Below are 18,106 nucleotides of genomic sequence, written 5' to 3' on the forward strand. Positions count from 1 at the left end.
ATTTTCATTATTTATAAAAAAATCCTGATGAACTTCAGTCAAGACCCCATAAACACCCTAGAAAATCTTATTGCCAAAAACAAAACCAAGAGTATTTCCATATACTTGGTGTTGGTCCTGGCTATACTTATTTTTCTGGCACTATTGCCTGTTATCAAAATCGATATCAGTAGCCAAAGCCGTGGCATAGTACGTAGTACTACAGATAATGTTCCGGTAACCAGCTTGGTGAATGGTAAAGTGACATTTGTCAATCTCAAAAACAATAGTATCGTGCAAAAAGGCGATACGCTGCTACAACTAACACAAGAAAACCTTGATACGGAGAAAGCCACCAATCAGGAAGTTTCTTCAACTGTTCAAGATCAGGTTGATGATTTATCGCTTGTCATTTTAAGCAAAAGCAATACGCTGAAAACACCTGCAATACAACAAGAATGGTACAGCTATGCGGGCAAACAAAGTGAATTGCAAAGTAAAATTGGACAAGCCAAAATAGGCTATGATCGCAACAAGCAATTGTATGACAAAGGCGTGATTGCCAGAGCGGAATTCGAAAAATACAGTTTCGATTATACGTATGCCCAACAAGCACTTTCTGGATTCGAGAAAAACCAACGCAGTGTGTGGCAAAACAAAAAAAGAGAACTCGAAGAGCAACTCAAAAACCTAAATGGAACACTCCAAAAAATAACCGTTGAATCCAAGAATTATGTTATTACTGCCCCTCTATCGGGCACTATAGAAAATTTCTCAGGGATTCAAACCGGTTCTTTCCTGAATGCCTCGCAACCCATTGCCGCTATTTCGGCAGTAGATCAATTGATTGTAGAAAGTACCGTTTCACCTAACGATATTGGATTGATACAGAAAAACCAAAAAGTAAAATTCCAATTAGATGCTTTCAATTACAATCAATGGGGACTGCTTGAAGGAAAAGTGATCGATATTGACCGTAACATTACTATTCAAGGAGAACAAGCTTTTTTTAAAGTGCGCTGTGGGCTGAAAACTACCGCAATGCAATTGCAATCCGGTTACAAAACCCAAATTACAAAAGGAATGACACTCACTACGCGGTACATCATTACGAGAAGAAGTTTATTTGATTTATTGTTTGACAAAGTAGATGATTGGCTCAACCCAAAACAATTAGAAATTAGGAGTTAGAAATTAGTAATTGGCGAAAATTGCTAATTTCTACTTGCTAATTTTTAATTACCTAAACTTTCTTTCAATTTTTTAGTTATGGCCACCAATAGTTTTATTATTTCAAGACAATCATTAGACAATGAATCAAATTCTATTTTTGTAATGTATTCCGTTTCAAACAATAGTTCAATCCAATAGTGGGTTTCGTTTGCTTCCTTTAAAGCGATGTACAATTTGTTCAGAAAATCTTTTCTGCTTTGGGCAAATTCACTTTCTTTAATTAAAGCACCAATTGCTGTTCCGCTTCGAAGCATTTGTTTAGACAAAACAAATTCTTTTTTCTCTGTTTGTAAATACTTAAAAGTATTGATGATTCTAATTGCAAATTTTTTTGACTTTACATGAATAAGATTATCGTTTTTCATAAAGAAATTAATTTATAGAAAATCAAAATTACTAATTTCTAACTACTAATTTCTAATTAAATAATGGCCTCAATAAAAATAAAACAACATGATATCAAAGATTGTGGTGCTGCTTGTCTCGCTTCTATTGGCAATCATTACAAAGTTAATCTGCCCATAGCCCGAATTCGTCAATTTGCCAATACAGATAAACGAGGTACCAATGTGCTGGGGATAATTGAAGCTGCCGAAAAAATGGGTTTTTCTACCAAGGGTGTAAAAGGAGGCATAGATGCTATTGATAAAATTCCGCTGCCTGCTATTGCTCACGTTATAGTAAAAGAACAATTGCATCATTACATTGTTATCTATTCCGTTAACAAGACCAAAATTGAAGCAATGGATCCTGCCTATGGCAAAATGGAAACCTATACGTATGAAGAATTTCAAAAAATCTGGACTGGTGTATTAATTCTTTTTGCACCGAATGATGATTTCAAGGAATACAACGAAAAAGTTACTCCATTAAAACGCTTTTGGGATTTGGTACAGCCACATAAAACCATTTTAATTCAGGCTTTGGTAGGTGCCATACTTTTTACCGTTTTAGGATTAGCCATGTCCATTTATATCCAAAAAATTACCGATTATGTTTTGATGGAAGGCAACAGAAATTTACTGAATCTGCTGAGTGTTTCTATGATTGGTATTATTATACTGCAAGCCTACATCGGTTCTAAAAAGAGTGTTTTTGTTATGAAAACGGGGCAATTAATTGATGCTAAATTAATTTTGGGATACTATAAACATTTGCTTCATCTGCCACAACGTTTTTTTGACACGATGCAAGTGGGAGAAATCACATCCCGGATTGGCGATGCTGTAAAAATTAGATCCTTCATCAATGAAGTGGCAATTGATATGATTGTCAATATCTTCATTGTAATTTTTTCCTTCACGCTGATGTTTACGTATTATTGGAAATTAGCGCTGGTAATTTTGTTGGTGATTCCTTTTTATGGAGCTATTTATTTTATTTAAAATAAGTTTAATAAAAAAGTGGAACGCATTATCATGGAGAATGCTGCCGAATTGCAAACGCAATTGGTTGAAAGTGTCACGCATATCAGAACGGTAAAAGAATTTGGAATAGAAGAATTTTCTAATCTAAAAACAGAAAACAAGTTTGTAAAACTGTTATTTACCACCTATAAATCAGGTTTAAACAGTGTTTTCGCGGGGACTTCTACACAGTTTTTGGCTTCTATTTTTACCGTTATTCTTATGTGGATTGGTTCGGGTTATGTTATTGACAGAGCCATTACTCCAGGAGAATTATTTTCATTTTACGCTTTGATCGGGTACTTCACTTCGCCTGTTGCTTCCTTGATTGGGATGAATAAAACGGCGCAAAATGCACTGATAGCAGCCGACAGACTTTTTGAGATAATGGATTTAGAACGAGAAGAAACAGAAAATAAAGTCGAATTACAAAGAGAAAACATGGGAGATATAAAATTCGAAAATGTAACATTTCGTTATGGCTCTCGAACAGAAGTTTTCAAAAATTTTAATGCTGTTTTCAAGAAAAATGAAACCACGGCTATCGTTGGCGAAAGCGGAAGTGGTAAAACGACACTGATTTCACTATTGCAAAACTTATATCCCATAAAAGAAGGAAAAATTTATATTGGAGAGTACGACTCTCAATTTATTCATTATCAGAGTCTACGCAATTGTATTGGTGTCATTCCGCAACAGCTCAATCTATTTTCGGGAAATATTATCGAAAACATAGCTTTAGGAGATTCTTTTCCTAATATTCAACGTATTTTAGATTTATCCAAACAATTGGGAATTACAGAGTTTGTGGAGAAATTACCCAATGGTTTTGAAACCCAAATTGGGGAAAATGGAGCCATGCTCTCTGGAGGACAAAAACAACGTATTGCTATAGCAAGAGCCTTGTATAAAAACCCAGAAGTATTATTAATGGATGAAGCCACTTCTTCATTAGACACTAATTCGGAGCGCATTGTAAAAGAAGTGATTGATAATTTTAAATCTCAGGGGAAAACAGTTATTGTCATTGCCCATCGATTGAGTACTATAGCTAACGCAGATACTATTTTGGTAATGGAAAATGGAAATATTGTAGAGTCCGGAAATCATAATGCACTATTAGAACAAAAAGGAAAATATTCTGATTTATGGGGTAAACAAGGATTACAGTAGTTAAAAAAAATCCCTTAAGAACAATTTATTTAAAACAAAAAAAGAGCCAACAGCTGTTGGCTCTTAGAATATATTTTGAATCAATACTACATTACCCATTCAATGCTTCAGCACCACCAACAATCTCTAGGATTTCGTTAGTAATAGAAGCCTGACGCGCTTTGTTATAAGTCAATTTCAATTGATTTCTCAATTCTGTAGCATTATCAGTTGCTTTGTGCATAGCAGTCATACGCGCTCCGTGCTCTGAAGCGAATGAATCACGAATCCCTTTATACAACTGTGTTTTCAAAGATTTTGGAATCAATGTTAACACGATTTCTTCTTTAGATGGCTCAAAAATATAATCACCAGGTGTTACTGTAAGATCAGATTTTATAGGTGCTAAAGGCAAAAATTGTTCGGTTTGAACGATTTGTGTAGCTGCATTTTTAAATTGATTGTAAATCAACTCAATTTTATCGTACTCACCGGCAACGAATTTCTCCATTAGTGAATCTGCAATTTTAGCCACGTTATCAAAAGTCAAATCATCAAAAACAGTACTTTGATTGTCTACAACCGATAATGTTTTGCTTAAAACATCATTTCCTTTTTTACCAATGGCAAAAACATCAACTTGTTTACCTGCATAAAATTCAGCACGGCTTTTAGCCGCTTTGATTGCATTTGTGTTAAAAGCACCTGCCAAACCTCTGTTAGAGGTTACTACAACAAGTAATACTTTCTTGATTTCGCGCTGCGTTGTAAACGCTCCACCAGCATCACCTTCAAGTGTGGCAGAAAGATTTTGCAATAATTCCGTTAATTTTTCGGCATAAGGGCGCATCGCTGTGATTGCATCTTGTGCTTTCTTTAGCTTTGCTGCAGAAACCATTTTCATTGCTGATGTAATTTGCATCGTAGATGAAACGGAAGTAATTCTATTACGGATTTCCTTTAAATTTGCCATTGTTTTCTAGTAATTAGTAATAAGTAAATAGTAATTAGCTCTTCACTAATCACTATTCACTATTCACTTATATTAGTTATATTTTGCTGATAATTCTTTTGCTACAGTTTCGATTACATCTGTAATTTCGTCTGTTAATTTTCCTGCTTTCAACGCATCAAGAGTTGCTCTGTGTTTGTTGTTCAAGAATTCCAAGAAATCTTTCTCAAATTCTCTTACTTTGTTCACAGGAACATTTCTCAATAAGTTTTTAGAACCAGCATAGATAATTGCTACTTGGTCTTCAACAGTATATGGATCATTCAAACCTTGTTTCAAGATTTCAACATTTCTTTTTCCTTTTTCAATTACGTTTAAAGTAACTGCATCTAAATCAGAACCAAATTTAGCAAACGCTTCCAATTCACGGAATTGTGCTTGATCTAGTTTTAATGTACCTGCAACTTTTTTCATTGATTTAATTTGTGCATTTCCTCCAACACGAGATACCGAGATACCTACGTTAATTGCAGGACGAACCCCAGAGTTAAACAAATCTCCATCCAAGAAAATTTGACCATCTGTAATCGAAATTACGTTTGTTGGGATGTAAGCAGAAACGTCACCAGCTTGAGTTTCAATAATTGGCAAAGCAGTCAATGAACCACCACCTTTTACAATTGATTTCAATGAATCTGGTAAATCGTTCATATTTCTAGCAATTCCATCATCTGCAATAACTTTACAAGCACGTTCTAATAAACGACTGTGTAAGTAAAAAACATCTCCAGGATATGCTTCACGTCCCGGTGGCCTTCTTAATAAAAGAGAAACCTCACGGTATGCAACAGCTTGTTTAGATAAATCATCATAAACAATTAAAGCTGGACGACCTGAATCTCTAAAATATTCTCCAATTGCAGCACCTGCGAAAGGAGCATATACTTGCATAGGAGCTGGATCAGATGCGTTTGCAGCAACGATTACAGTATACGCCATTGCACCTTTTTCTTCTAACATTTTAGCAATTCCTGCTACAGTAGAAGCCTTTTGTCCAATAGCTACATAGATACAAAATACAGGTTTTCCTGCATCGTAAAATTCTTTTTGGTTTAAGATAGTATCGATACAAACAGTTGATTTACCTGTTTGACGGTCACCAATAACTAGCTCACGTTGTCCACGACCTACTGGAATCATTGCATCTACTGCTTTGATACCTGTTTGTAATGGTTCAGTAACGGGCTGACGGAAGATAACTCCAGGAGCTTTTCTTTCTAAAGGCATCTCGTATAAATCTCCACCGATTGGTCCTTTTCCATCGATTGGAAAACCAAGAGTGTTTACTACACGACCTACCATTTGTTCTCCTACTTTAAGAGAAGCAATACGTTGTGTTCTTTTTGCAGTTGAACCTTCTTTGATTCCTGTAGATGGTCCTAAAAGTACCACACCTACATTGTCTTCTTCAAGATTCAAAACAATAGCTTCTAATCCATTGTCAAATTCAACTAATTCTCCATATTGAACATTAGAAAGCCCGTAAATACGAGCAATACCATCTCCAACCTGAAGTACGGTTCCTACTTCTTCTAGTGTAGCACCAGATTCAAAACCTTCTACTTGCTTTCTTAATATTGCTGAAATTTCAGCAGGTTTGATTTCCGCCATCTTAATTTATAATTTAAACACTTAAATGTGCAATAAAACTAATTACTTAACTCTCTTTTTAATACTTGTAATCTGTTGGCAACTGAAGCGTTGTATTGCTTATCACCTATTCTCAAAATAAAACCTCCAATAATTGCAGGATCTACTATGTTTTCAATTGTTATTTTCTTATCTGAAAGTGTTGCCACTTTCGCTAAAACTTGTGCTTCTAAAGCTGCATCCATAGGAATAGCAGTAGTCACTTGTGCAAGCTCAATACCATTTTCTAAGTCAGATAACTTACCATATTCAGTAGCAATAGCTCCTAATATTTCGAATCTTTTGTTTTCAAATAACAAATGAAACAACCCTTGAGTCACACCATTGATACCTGCAAAAACCTCTAACAATGCATTTTCTTTCACCGCAACTTTAATAGTAGGGTTTTGAATAAAAGTGCTCAATTCTAAATTCCCATTAATAGTGGTAGCAATAGTATTCATATCGCTGCTTACTGCTTCGGCAACATTTTTTGAGTTTGCTAAGTCCAAAATTGCTTTTGCATAACGAATTGCTGCTCTTGTACTTGCCATAATTAGTTCAATTTAACGTCACCTAACATATTCTCAATCAATTTTGTTTGAGCTTCTTTGTTAGATAATTCATCTTTTAATACTTTTTCAGCAATACTCAATGACAATGATGAAACTTGTGATTTCAATTCAGCCATAGCCGCATTTTTTTCTGCTAAGATAGCTGTTTTAGCTTGTTCGATCATTCTTGCGCCTTCTGCTTGTGCATCAGCTTTAGAATCAGCGATCATTTTTTCTCTCATTTCACGCGCTTCTTTCAATAAAGAGTCACGCTCTAATCTTGCTTCCTGAAGAATACGTTCGTTTTCTGCAGTAAGATTTTGCATTTCTCTGCGAGCAGTTTCTGCTGAAGATAAAGCGTCATTGATTGAATCTTCTCTACCTTTTACTGCGCCAAGAATTGGTTTCCAAGCAAATTTTCTTAAAAGGATAAAGAAAACTATAAAGATGATCGAGGTCCAAAAAATTAAACTCTCTGGTGCTGTTAAATTCATATTTTTATATTTAAAAAGTTTGTTTTAGAAATAAAAACTCCCTGATACCAACCGTATCAGGAAGTTTTAGATTTTAATTATTGTGCGATCAACGCAACAACTACTGCGAAAAGTGCAACACCTTCAATAAGTGCAGCAGCAATAATCATAGCAGTCTGGATTTTTCCAGCAGCCTCAGGTTGACGAGCAATAGCGTCCATTGCAGAACCACCAATTTTTCCAATACCTAGACCTGCACCAATAACAGCTAATCCAGCTCCGATTCCAGCTAATACCATAATACTAAATTTAATATAGTTAATAATTAATAAAACACATTTTAATGATGATCATGCTCTGCTACGGCCTGACCAATAAACAACGCTGTCAACAACGTGAAGACATAAGCCTGCAACGCCGCAACCAACATTTCAAGTACACTCATGAACAATACGAAAGCTCCAGAAATAGGCGCAACGGCTACTGTTTTGAATATAAAAATCAATGAGACTAAACTCAAGATGATAATATGTCCTGCAGTAATGTTTGCGAATAAACGAATCATTAATGCAAAAGGTTTTGTCAACATTCCGATAATTTCTACAGGAATCATAATAGGATATAATGCTTTAGGAACTGGAGGCATAAAAATATGTTTCCAATACTCTTTGTTGGCACTGAAAGAAGTTACAATAAAAGTAATCAATGCTAATACAAATGTAAAGAAGATATTTCCGGTAAGGTTTGAACTGAAAGGGAAAAAAGGAATCAATCCAATAAGGTTGTTAATCCAAATAAAGAAAAATATAGTCAATAAATACGGCATATATTTCGCGTATTTTTTGGTTCCAATATTAGGTATCGCGATTTCATCTCTAACGAAAATCACTAATGGCTCTAGAAATCCAGCGATTCCTTTTGGCGCTAATTTGTTTTTGTTATAAGAACGAGCTACTGCAAGAAACAAAAAGAACAATACAAGAGCTGACATCAACATCGAGAAAACATTCTTAGTGATTGAAAAATCAAGTGGTCTGGCGTCAAACGCAAAAGCACCGTTTTTTCTTTCATCTTCCGTTAGGGTTTCAAATTTGTCTTCGTAAAAAATAACTTCGTTGAAACGAACTAATTTTTGACCATTCACATCAACAACATGGTGACCTTCATTATCATGGTGAAATTGTTCAGAAGAGAAAATTTCCAATCCGTTGTTTGTCCACAATATTACAGGAAGGTAAAACGTAATAGGATGACCATCATAATCCGCAATGTGAAATTCATGAGAATCTCCAATGTGATCATTAATCAGTTCCGTAGCATTGAATTCTTTTTCAGCAGAATGACCTGTTTCTCCGTGTGCTTCTGCGGTAGGAGCAGCGTTTTCAGTGTGATTTTGAAGACTATCCGCTGTTGGATTTGCGAAAGTGACCAACGGCATACACGCTAGAAAAGTAACTAACAGGAATTGAAGTGATTTTTTAGAAATTACCATTATTAATTGTGTATCTGATTTTACGTTTTTAAAATTTTTTGCAAAGGTACATATTTAATTCAAAATTGAAAATTATAATGATGATTTTAAAAAATGAATTTTACAATCATATTGCATTATTTTCAAGCAACTTATCTTTTATTTATTAATCGTACTGCAAAAACGGTTTCAAAAAGCAAAAATAGGAAATAAGGGATGAAAAAAGCCGCTATATCCAAATTAGTTTCTCGCCCTTCTGATTGAATCAATGGAATCAAAAAAACAACAGCCGCCATCATTTTTACGAAAGTGGTGCCCAGAAACGCAAAACCGGTGAAATCCGGAAAATTAGCATTTACAAAAAGCAACAATACATATATTAAAAGTGTGGTTACAAACAGGAAAAGATAGATACTCCAAGTAGCGTAAAAGAAATCATGATCTTGACCGAAGGCCGATGAACCATAATATTGAGCAAAAAATAAGAGTAGTGTGAAGGGCACTAAATACTTCAGAAACGAGAAAAAATTGATCATTCGTTGTTTTTATTAATATTTTTGACTTGGCGAATTACGTTATAGAGTGCAATAAAAACAGATAATAATGACAATATAATAGTGTAAAAGGATGACGATTCATCTGAATATTTTTCATCCAGCCACATCCCAAAATAAGTGAATGCGAAAATGACAACTCCCATTTGAAACGGAATTCCCAAAAATACCAACCATTTATTCGAATTGTTTTTATTTGGTGTTTTGCTGTCCATCATTCAAGTTCTGAATTTTGTTACTGGTTTTCATTGTACAAGAAGCGGTGAAATCAGCACCTGGTTCCACTGATAATTTTCCTACGGATACTTCACCATTAATATGTGCTGTTGCTTTAATGCTTAAAAGCTCCTCAACTTGAATTTTTCCGTCAAATTTTCCTTCGATATCCGCATTTTTACAGACAATATCACCAGTGACACTTCCCGCTGGACCAATGACAATTTTCCCGGCCGACTGAAAGTTACCTATTAAATTTCCGTCCAATCTAAAATCAGCTTGCGAAATGATATCGCCTTTTATGGTAGTTCCTTCCACGATTCGATTGGTTTTTCCCAAAAGATCAGTGTAGGATTTTTGTTTTTTGTCAAACATAATTATTATCTTTTTAGTGCTATATATGCGTCAAGGCTTTTCTTGATCTGAATTACTTTATAGTTTTGATTAGAAACCACAATTGAGGTCTGATTACTTTCAAGAGACTTATCAGCTTGAATCTTTGCAACAATATTATTTGCAAAAGCTGCTGAATTTAAACCATGAATGGTAATAAAACTTTCTTTCTCATTATAAAAATCATAAGAGTGCGATAGCTCCTGAAATTTATTTTCTTTAATAAACTTCTTTATTTTTTCTTCCAAAGCTTTTGTATCATTATCTTCCTTTTTACCTACTGTATATAGAATTTTCCAATTATTGGTCTCCACTGTATTAAACTCCATTTTTTCTAAAAAAGGAATTTGTTCAGTCAGAATAACTTGTGCATTTTTACCTTCTTCACTGTTCGGATAATTGTCTGCCACCACTTGCAATGCATTCTTGTAAGCAGTTAAGCCTTTTAGTTTACCAATGGCATTTGCTTTCAGCAACTCAAATTTAGATACAATTTCATCTCCCGAAAACTGATTTATCAAAGCGTCTGAATTTTCCAACACACTAACAAACTGTTCTTGTTGAAATGCTTTATACCATTTATTATAAACACTTTCCGGCGTTTCGTTTTGAGAAGTTCCGCTTGGATTTGTGTTATTGATAATTTGCGCGTAACGAGAATCAGGAAATTGCGTTGAGATCTTATTTTTTAACGCTGTAGCTTTATTTACATCAGTGATTTGATATAATTTGTACAAATTATACATCGCTGGAAGAACCAATTTTTCTTCAGGATTGTTGTTTAATAATTGCTCTAATTTAGCGATAGCCAAATCATTTTCTTTGAATTTTTCCTTATAAATAATTCCCAATTGATAATACGCAAAATTGCGTTCTTTGTTGATGCTGTCCAATTCTACTTGTGCGGTTGGAAGTTGCTTAAGATAAAAATCAGTTGTGTATTGCTCGACTATTTTATTTGAGTCCGCTTCCGTTCCAACAGTTTGTTTCTTTACACTCAAAGAATCAACTGCAGTTGGATTTGCATTTGCCGATGCGATTCGCCAGTTGCTATTTAAAGTTCTTTCACCCCAATTTTTTTTGAATTCTACTTTACCAAAAGCTACTGTTGTAGGATTATAAAAATAAAAATTACCCGGTGCTGATTGAGAAGCCACACTGGCAATAGTAGGAGGAGCCATGGGTGATTTTCGAACTGATTTTGTGGGAACTTGACCAGAAACAGGATCCATCGATGTAATCGAATTGTTTCTATTCATATTTTCCTGTTTGGCTTTATTTTTTTCGTCTAAAAGCCTTTTAACCTCATCTTGTTCCTTTAATTTAATAATGTATTTTTCATAATAAGCCGAACGGTCCGTAGAATTCATCGAAACCACATTTAAAATACTGTCGTTTCGTTTTGCCAGCGCTTCATACAAAATCACCTCATCGAGGTTGCTTCTTATTTTTTGGATTTTTGCAAATTCCCTTGTTTTGTTATTCAGTTTAACCAAAGTACTGTCATAGTATTTTGCTGCGGCAGGATATTCCGTATTTCTAAAATACATGTTTCCTAAATTTCTATAATTTGACGCTACTAAATAGGTGTCTTTTGAATTCGTTCGTAACGATGCATTGTAAAAATTCAAAGCTGTTTTCTGATTGTTTTGTTTGTCGTGAAATACCGCCATTTGATGAAAAATCAAATCTTTATATGGACGATTTTCACGGTCTTGAATCAATTTATCGAATGTTTTTACAAAAGAAACCGAATCTCCCGATTGATAATCAAACAACTCCGCTTTTTTAGCATGTGCCTGAATCACAAATCTTCGCTCCGCTTTCCGGTTCATGTCAATCACGGATTGATAGGAAGTAACCGCACTGTCTTTGTATCCTAAGCTTTGATACAATTGTCCCAAAACAAAACGGTAACGAGCTTTCTCCTGATTTACTTTGGTGAATTCGATGGCGAGTTTTATCTTAGCAACTGCACTGTCTTTCTCCTCCATGTTTAAAAAAGAAGCTGCCAAAAGTGCGTTTGCATCTGCAAAAACTTGTTTTTTTACTTCGTGATCTTCTAATAATTTACTGATGTTTTTTATGACCAAAGCATCATTTCCCAGACGCATGTTGGTTTTCTCTCGCCAAATTTTGGCTTCATAAATTCGGCTGCTGTTTGGGTATTTGTACAGAATATAATTGAATGCATCGAGCGCAGGAACAAACCGTTGGTCATAATATCTAGCTTTTCCAAGCATTAGATACGCTTCGTCAATTTGGCTGTTTTTTTCTTTTCCGCCAATGTTCATTGAGTGTTTTTGAATGGCTTTGGTGGCTTTGGTTTCTGCCAATTCAAAATCGGTGTTTTTAGGTTTTGTTGTGGAAGTGAAATCTTCTACGATTTGCATTTTTTCTACCGGCAGAAGTTGCCAAAAATCGTCATCGCTATTGGCATTTACCGCCTCAACTCCTTTATCCAAGCCTACTTGACCGTTGTATAAAATATTATATTTGGTACTCAAAGCATGTGAATTCCTCGCCATAAAGGTGTCTTTTTTAGTAGAACAAGCTACCAAAAAAGCCAAAAATAACAAGAAGGATAACGGTTTAAATATATTGATTTTCAATGGAAAACGATTTTATCAATTAACTATTAAATATACTTTTTAGTATATGCACTGGTAAAAATACATTTCTTTTTGCTATCGTGAAAATTATGACGTTATATTTGGGTAATCCGCGAGTGCGTAAGGGATGGAAGCGGCATCCTTTATTTTCTTTCTTTAAGAAAATAAAGATACAGCGGACAGCCCGACCCGAAGTCTCGGCTTTTGGGACGAGACGCAGGGTTACGCCCAAATAAAACCGCTAATTCACAAATTGTATAAACGCATTGGAGTATACAATTCGCAAATTAGCGGTAAAATTTTGTCTGAGTCTGTTGCGTAAATTTTAAACCGCAAAAAACAGTTCTAATTCCTGTAAAGTCTCTTGAGAAGTTTGAATGTCTTTGACCACTTCGCCTTTGTGCAGCGCGACAATCCTGTCACTTACCTCAACGGTGTGCAGTAAATCATGGCTGGAAACCAGTACGGTTACTTCCGGATTATCAGCTAAATCCTTAATGATTTTTTTTAATCGGAATTGTGTGGTTGGGTCTAAATTAGCAAACGGTTCATCCAGAATAATAACCTCCGGATTTCCGATTAAGGTAGCGATGATACCCACTTTTTTCTGGTTTCCTTTGGATAAATCGCGTAAATATTTCTTGTTTTTAAGTATTTCTCCATTGAAAAATTCTTCGTGTGTGGCCAATAAAGCATCGACATCGGCTTTGTTTTGTCCGCGTAAATCGCCAATGAAATAGAAATATTCTTCCGGAGTTAAGTAGCCAATTAAGAAACTTTCATCCAAGAAAGAAGCGGTGAACGGTTTCCAGTTTTCACTGGTGTTTACTTGAACATCATTGTTGATGATATTTCCTGTTGACGGCTGGATTAAATCCAATAAAAGGCTAAAAAAAGTGGTTTTTCCGGCGCCGTTATTACCTACTAATCCAAAGCTTTCGCCTTTTTTTATTTCTAAATTATCTATTTTTAATACGGTTGTTCCGTTGTATGTTTTCGAAAGGTTATTTACTTGTATCATTTTTGAAAAAGTTTATTCGTTATTCGGTTATTTGTTGATTTCGTTAATCGCTGGATTATCCTTTTTGTTTGTAAGCCGCAATGGTCGCGTATTTCTCTGATTTATAGATTTTTTCAATCACGGAAAATGCTTTCTCTTTGAAGGCAAATCCAATTATTCCTACCCCTGCTACTAGCGCTAAGCCTATATTTGGGTTTCCAAATTTTGAACCAAACCAATACAATAAAACCGGTAATCCTAATTGCGGAATTGAGATAAGCATTGTTTTTACATTGAATGCTTTTTTGTCACCAAAAGCACCTTTGCCAGAACTCAAATCGATAGGTGTTTTGGTGTAAGCACCACCCAGTAAAACCAAATGAGAATTGACTCCGATATTATAAATCGCACCCACAACTATGGTTAAATACACATGAATTCCAAAGTAAAGATAGAACGACGCAATGGTTGTGGTTACAATTGTAGCAATCACCATTAGCCACCACTTCGAACTCAAATAACCTTTGTACGGAATGTTTTGCGTCATCATTAACTGGTAATACGCGCTGTCCCAACTCGGTACAAATTGTCCGAAAGTAATTAAGAATCCACCTGAAACGAAAATCCCTGCAAAAATATGCATGACAGGATTATTGTAAGCTTCAATACTATTAGTAAAAAAAAGAAAGCCATAAAAAAGGAACATGACGCTCAATCCCACAGTGGTTTTAGAACGTTTGTTTCTTTTGATTAATTTAATGTCGTTTTTTAAGAAGGTTCCTATGGTTCCAAATTGGTTTAACCAAGTCAGCTCCTCCGTTTTGGCTACATCATGTTTGTTAGACAATCCCGCATCCAGATATAAATTCTTTTTGAAATACTGGAACGTGACATAATATAAAGCGATTAATGCTAATACTGGAATGGCAAAAGCCCAATACGTATTGAAAATGGCATTAAAAAATGGCGCTGTAATTTCCGTGATATTAAAGAGTCCATAATAGTGTAATCCTCCCAAAACGGCAGCTATTGCTAAGAAGATGGCAAATAAATTATCCTTGTTACTCAGTAGAATATTCAGAAAATTGTTGATAAATAGCAAAGAAAAGATGGCAGTGTACCAAAGCACTACGGAAAGTACATCATAGCCTTCAATGATTAAAACAACACAAAACGGAATCAGGAAAAAGGCGTGCACCAAATTAAAGAAGGACAAAACGGTTTTTCCTAGTGAGAAATGAACAATCGTGGATTTTTTTATGGGGAAAATCAACATCGGGCGAATGTTCATCACCGGGATTTTTTGCAACAGCAATCGGATGATTAAATCCATCAATACATAATAAATCATGAATTGATTAACGGTTACAATGGGATCCAAATTCATTTTCTTTAAAATATAAAAGGCTCCAACTCCCAATGCCAAGAAAATTAAAATGAAATAAACGGCAACAAAACCCATCAGGATTTTCAAAGCCAAATTAGTTGCGAAGGAAGCTGACCTAAAAAATGCTTTCCATTCGAGATAAAGGAATTTTTGAATCATAGTTTGGTTATTTTGGTTTGGTAATATGTAGTCAAAATAAGAAAACGTTACAAATTTTCTAATTTATATTCCGGGTAGGTTTGTTCTAGATAGGTTTGGGCTTTGGAAGGGATTATTTTGAAAATGATGAAAAGAATAACAGATAATAATACTAAAACAAGACTTATTGCTAGTAAAAAATAATCATTAGTTACATAGCTATCAAAACGATTGAATAGTTGTAACAATACATTAAAGGGTAAAAGTATAGCACCAGAAAAAGTTCCATATTGATTGATGATGTCTTCAAACAACCATCTTTTTTGCTGTAATTTCTTTTTATTAATTCTTTGCCTAAGGGATTTAATCATTTCATAAATCGTAAAACCAAACAACGCAAGATATAAACCAATTATAGTCCACTCTTGATAGGTACTTACCTTTAAAACAGTGAACAATAAAACAGTCATTGCGAGTGCTAAGACAATTTTAGGAATACCAAAAAAATCTTTAAAATGTTCCCAAACGATACTGTTGTATTTTTTTCCTAAAGCAGCTTGACGACTTTTGACCACATCCATAAAACCAAAAACCCCAAATTTCTTGAATTCTTTGTTTAACACTTCATCAAAAGTAAGTTTGGGATTTTGTTGCCATTCGGTTTCAATAGCATTTGCCAAATGATCGACTAGTTCCGTTTGCAAATCATAATATTCCACATAATGCTGGCGGGTAAAAAGGTAGAGCTGGTCTATTTGTTGGGAAGTTAGTTTCATTTTAAAAATTAAGTTAATCGATATTTTCTTATAGTTTTTTTGATTGTTAGCTTTTGAACATAAACTTGTGTAAATCGAAAACACTTCTTTTTGTCATGCTGAGGAACGAAGCATCGCTGCTCTATTATTCAAACAAGTGATTAAGGAAATTCAACTCCGGATTAATTGTTTTTATTTGTGTAATTTTCTTGTCTTTTTTCCATCCTTTAATTTCTTTCTCTCTTGCAATTGCTAGTTGTATCCAAGTAAATTTCTCGAAATACAACAAAAAATGAACGTTATATTTGGCTGTAAAAGAATTCGGATTCAAGGATTCTTTGTGTTGCTGTAGTCGAATTTTTAAATTATTTGTAACTCCAGTGTACAAAACAGTTTTCGCTTTATTGGTTAATATGTATACATAATAGGTATGAAAACCTTCTTGATATTCAATCATGTCTTTTATTTTTAAAATGAAATTCAAGTTTGTAGAGATGCTTCGTTCCTCAGCATGACAAAATTGTTCGAACATTAACTGATAATTATTTAGTTATATGTAAAAATTTATTCTGCACTTCAATACTGTAACTACTACATGTAATTGTTTCATTCTTGCTATTTGTCATGCTGAGGCACGAAGCATCACTGCATTATGAGTAATTTAAGTAACTAAATTCTATACGAGCCTTATACATGCGTTGGCTAAATGAACTGTGAGCAACTTGTAGAGATGCTTCGTTCCTCAGCATGACAAACTACTGGGTTGATAATCTGAATTCTGTGTTTAGTTTCATAGGATTAATTTAATTGGTATTGTTTTTTGACATTCACAATTGTCTTCCTTTGAAGATGGATTGCTGTAACTGAAATCAAAATTCCTAATACCCAAATACAACAAAAGAGTAACACTAACCATTGGTATTGTTGTAGTTCTTGTCCCAGTAGATTACTCATACCCATTCCCAAATTAGGAAAAGAAAATACCCAAGGATTAGGTTGTAAGGTTTCTAAAGTTAAAAAATGTTTACCTTCAATTTCTTTGCTTTTCCACCAGTAATACAACGATGGCAAATCAATGAGTAATAAAGAACAAAATAATCCCCCTAAATATTTTTGAGGACTAACAAAATAAGCTGAAAAAGTATATGCAAGATATACTAACAAAATACTTCCAATTATTTTAGGGAATTTCAAGTATTCAGTTATCATTTTCCATTGTACTTTCCTGTACTCTTTTTGCAAAATACGTTTTCTTTCCTCTTCAATAGATTTAAAACTAGAATCGCCTACAAACTTATTTTCAGCATACTGTTTCACTTGATGAAAAGTAAGTTCCGGATCTTTCTCCCAAATTTCCTCCATACTAATGACCATGTGATCCGTCAATTCTACTTGTAATTCATAGTGTTTTATATCAAATGATTTGACATAATTAGATACATATTCTATTTGTTCGGTGGTTAGTTTCATGGTTTGGTAAATGATAATTTTTTTTCAAATTGAAAATGTTTGTATGCCAATTGAAGGTAAATTCCAGTGATTAAAACATAAGTCATTGCGGTAAAAACAGATACAAAAGCAATTTTAGCATCTGGATGATTTAACATTACTGGAAACAAACCAATACCAAGCATAAAAAGAACAATGATGAGACCAAAACTTTTTTTCTTCATCAAATAACTATAAGTGGTTTGGTGTTTTGATTGCCAAATTAAACCCCAAGCCAAAATAACCAAACAAAATTCGACAAGAACAAATGATCTCAAAACTCCTTGAATATTTGTTAGAACCAATCCATAGCTCGAATTTCTTACAAATACCATTGATGCGAGCGCAATCAAAGAAGAAATTGTAATTGCAGTAAATAATTGTCTTTTTACTATTTTATGACATTTAATAGTCATTATTCTAGGGTTTGTAAAACCTATTAACCCAGAAAAGGATGGTTTTAATTCTGGTTTCCATTTATTAAAAACTTCTGTGAAAGCAACTTCAAAAGAACTCGTATCATTGCATATTTTTTCTTCTATTTCTGAAGCGATATGATCAGTAACTTCTAATTTAATGTCTTCATAAACAAGACCGTTTAAAACTAAGGTTTCTTCTATCTGGGCGATTTGTTGGTTGGTTAGTTTCATGGCT

General features: G+C 34.3%; 18 protein-coding genes and 1 pseudogene. 2 read left to right on the forward strand and 17 right to left on the reverse strand.

Going from position 1 to position 18,106, the window contains the following annotated elements; translation table 11 throughout:
- Window positions 1-27: 27 nt before the first annotated feature.
- Window positions 28-1,170 (forward strand): HlyD family secretion protein, encoded by a 1,143-nt coding sequence (locus AC0J6S_RS04355; protein ID WP_474955604.1) that lies wholly within the window; start codon window positions 28-30, stop codon window positions 1,168-1,170.
- Between the two features lie 44 nt (window positions 1,171-1,214).
- Here AC0J6S_RS04355 and AC0J6S_RS04360 read toward each other — a convergent pair whose 3' ends face one another.
- Complete coding sequence (locus AC0J6S_RS04360; RefSeq protein ID WP_474955605.1) at window positions 1,215-1,577, reverse strand: four helix bundle protein; 363 nt, start codon at window positions 1,575-1,577, stop codon at window positions 1,215-1,217.
- A gap of 63 nt (window positions 1,578-1,640) precedes the next feature.
- On the opposite strand from AC0J6S_RS04360, the pseudogene AC0J6S_RS04365 reads away from it, so the two are divergent.
- Window positions 1,641-3,791 (forward strand): annotated as a pseudogene (locus AC0J6S_RS04365) (peptidase domain-containing ABC transporter).
- Between the two features lie 91 nt (window positions 3,792-3,882).
- Here the strand turns inward: AC0J6S_RS04365 and atpG are convergent.
- The 16 genes from atpG to AC0J6S_RS04445 all read right to left on the reverse strand — a co-directional run bounded on the left by atpG (window position 3,883) and on the right by AC0J6S_RS04445 (window position 18,102).
- The gene (atpG, locus tag AC0J6S_RS04370; protein WP_474955606.1) at window positions 3,883-4,743 is read right to left on the reverse strand and encodes an ATP synthase F1 subunit gamma; all 861 of its coding nucleotides are present in this window, start codon (window positions 4,741-4,743) and stop codon (window positions 3,883-3,885) included.
- A gap of 72 nt (window positions 4,744-4,815) precedes the next feature.
- Window positions 4,816-6,393 (reverse strand): F0F1 ATP synthase subunit alpha, encoded by a 1,578-nt coding sequence (gene atpA / locus AC0J6S_RS04375; protein ID WP_113664748.1) that lies wholly within the window; start codon window positions 6,391-6,393, stop codon window positions 4,816-4,818.
- A 38-nt stretch (window positions 6,394-6,431) separates the two neighbouring features.
- Entirely contained in the window at window positions 6,432-6,965 is a 534-nt protein-coding gene (gene atpH, locus AC0J6S_RS04380; RefSeq protein WP_131908002.1) for an ATP synthase F1 subunit delta, read from the reverse strand.
- A gap of 2 nt (window positions 6,966-6,967) precedes the next feature.
- The gene (locus AC0J6S_RS04385; protein WP_131908001.1) at window positions 6,968-7,459 is read right to left on the reverse strand and encodes a F0F1 ATP synthase subunit B; all 492 of its coding nucleotides are present in this window, start codon (window positions 7,457-7,459) and stop codon (window positions 6,968-6,970) included.
- A gap of 77 nt (window positions 7,460-7,536) precedes the next feature.
- A complete protein-coding gene (gene atpE, locus AC0J6S_RS04390) occupies window positions 7,537-7,737 on the reverse strand; it encodes an ATP synthase F0 subunit C (RefSeq protein WP_026708812.1) in 201 nt (66 codons plus the stop codon).
- A 41-nt stretch (window positions 7,738-7,778) separates the two neighbouring features.
- Window positions 7,779-8,930, reverse strand: coding sequence for a F0F1 ATP synthase subunit A (atpB, locus tag AC0J6S_RS04395; RefSeq protein WP_474955607.1), 1,152 nt, complete (start codon window positions 8,928-8,930; stop codon window positions 7,779-7,781).
- Between the two features lie 131 nt (window positions 8,931-9,061).
- Window positions 9,062-9,445 (reverse strand): hypothetical protein, encoded by a 384-nt coding sequence (locus AC0J6S_RS04400; RefSeq protein WP_474955608.1) that lies wholly within the window; start codon window positions 9,443-9,445, stop codon window positions 9,062-9,064.
- Window positions 9,442-9,681, reverse strand: coding sequence for an AtpZ/AtpI family protein (locus tag AC0J6S_RS04405; protein ID WP_474955609.1), 240 nt, complete (start codon window positions 9,679-9,681; stop codon window positions 9,442-9,444). The genes AC0J6S_RS04400 and AC0J6S_RS04405 overlap by 4 nt, the downstream gene beginning before the upstream one ends.
- Entirely contained in the window at window positions 9,656-10,054 is a 399-nt protein-coding gene (locus tag AC0J6S_RS04410) for a bactofilin family protein (protein ID WP_474955610.1), read from the reverse strand. The genes AC0J6S_RS04405 and AC0J6S_RS04410 overlap by 26 nt, the downstream gene beginning before the upstream one ends.
- A 5-nt stretch (window positions 10,055-10,059) precedes the next feature.
- Window positions 10,060-12,684 carry a type IX secretion system periplasmic lipoprotein PorW/SprE gene (porW, locus tag AC0J6S_RS04415; RefSeq protein ID WP_474955611.1) on the reverse strand — a complete coding sequence of 875 codons (2,625 nt, stop codon included), beginning with the start codon at window positions 12,682-12,684 and terminating at the stop codon, window positions 10,060-10,062.
- Between the two features lie 325 nt (window positions 12,685-13,009).
- Window positions 13,010-13,705, reverse strand: a complete 696-nt coding sequence (locus tag AC0J6S_RS04420) for an ABC transporter ATP-binding protein (protein WP_474955612.1) — start codon at window positions 13,703-13,705, stop codon at window positions 13,010-13,012.
- A gap of 55 nt (window positions 13,706-13,760) precedes the next feature.
- Window positions 13,761-15,230, reverse strand: a complete 1,470-nt coding sequence (locus tag AC0J6S_RS04425) for a DUF5687 family protein (RefSeq protein ID WP_474955613.1) — start codon at window positions 15,228-15,230, stop codon at window positions 13,761-13,763.
- A gap of 47 nt (window positions 15,231-15,277) precedes the next feature.
- Window positions 15,278-15,985: a hypothetical protein gene (locus AC0J6S_RS04430; protein ID WP_474955614.1), complete on the reverse strand. Its 708-nt coding sequence runs from the start codon at window positions 15,983-15,985 to the stop codon at window positions 15,278-15,280.
- Window positions 15,986-16,109: 124 nt separating this feature from the next.
- The gene (locus AC0J6S_RS04435; protein WP_474956323.1) at window positions 16,110-16,421 is read right to left on the reverse strand and encodes a GIY-YIG nuclease family protein; all 312 of its coding nucleotides are present in this window, start codon (window positions 16,419-16,421) and stop codon (window positions 16,110-16,112) included.
- Between the two features lie 341 nt (window positions 16,422-16,762).
- Window positions 16,763-17,434 (reverse strand): hypothetical protein, encoded by a 672-nt coding sequence (locus AC0J6S_RS04440; protein ID WP_474955615.1) that lies wholly within the window; start codon window positions 17,432-17,434, stop codon window positions 16,763-16,765.
- The gene (locus tag AC0J6S_RS04445) at window positions 17,431-18,102 is read right to left on the reverse strand and encodes a hypothetical protein (protein ID WP_474955616.1); all 672 of its coding nucleotides are present in this window, start codon (window positions 18,100-18,102) and stop codon (window positions 17,431-17,433) included. The genes AC0J6S_RS04440 and AC0J6S_RS04445 overlap by 4 nt, the downstream gene beginning before the upstream one ends.
- Window positions 18,103-18,106: the final 4 nt, after the last annotated feature.

The organism is Flavobacterium sp. TS_SC_5, from assembly GCF_056156265.1.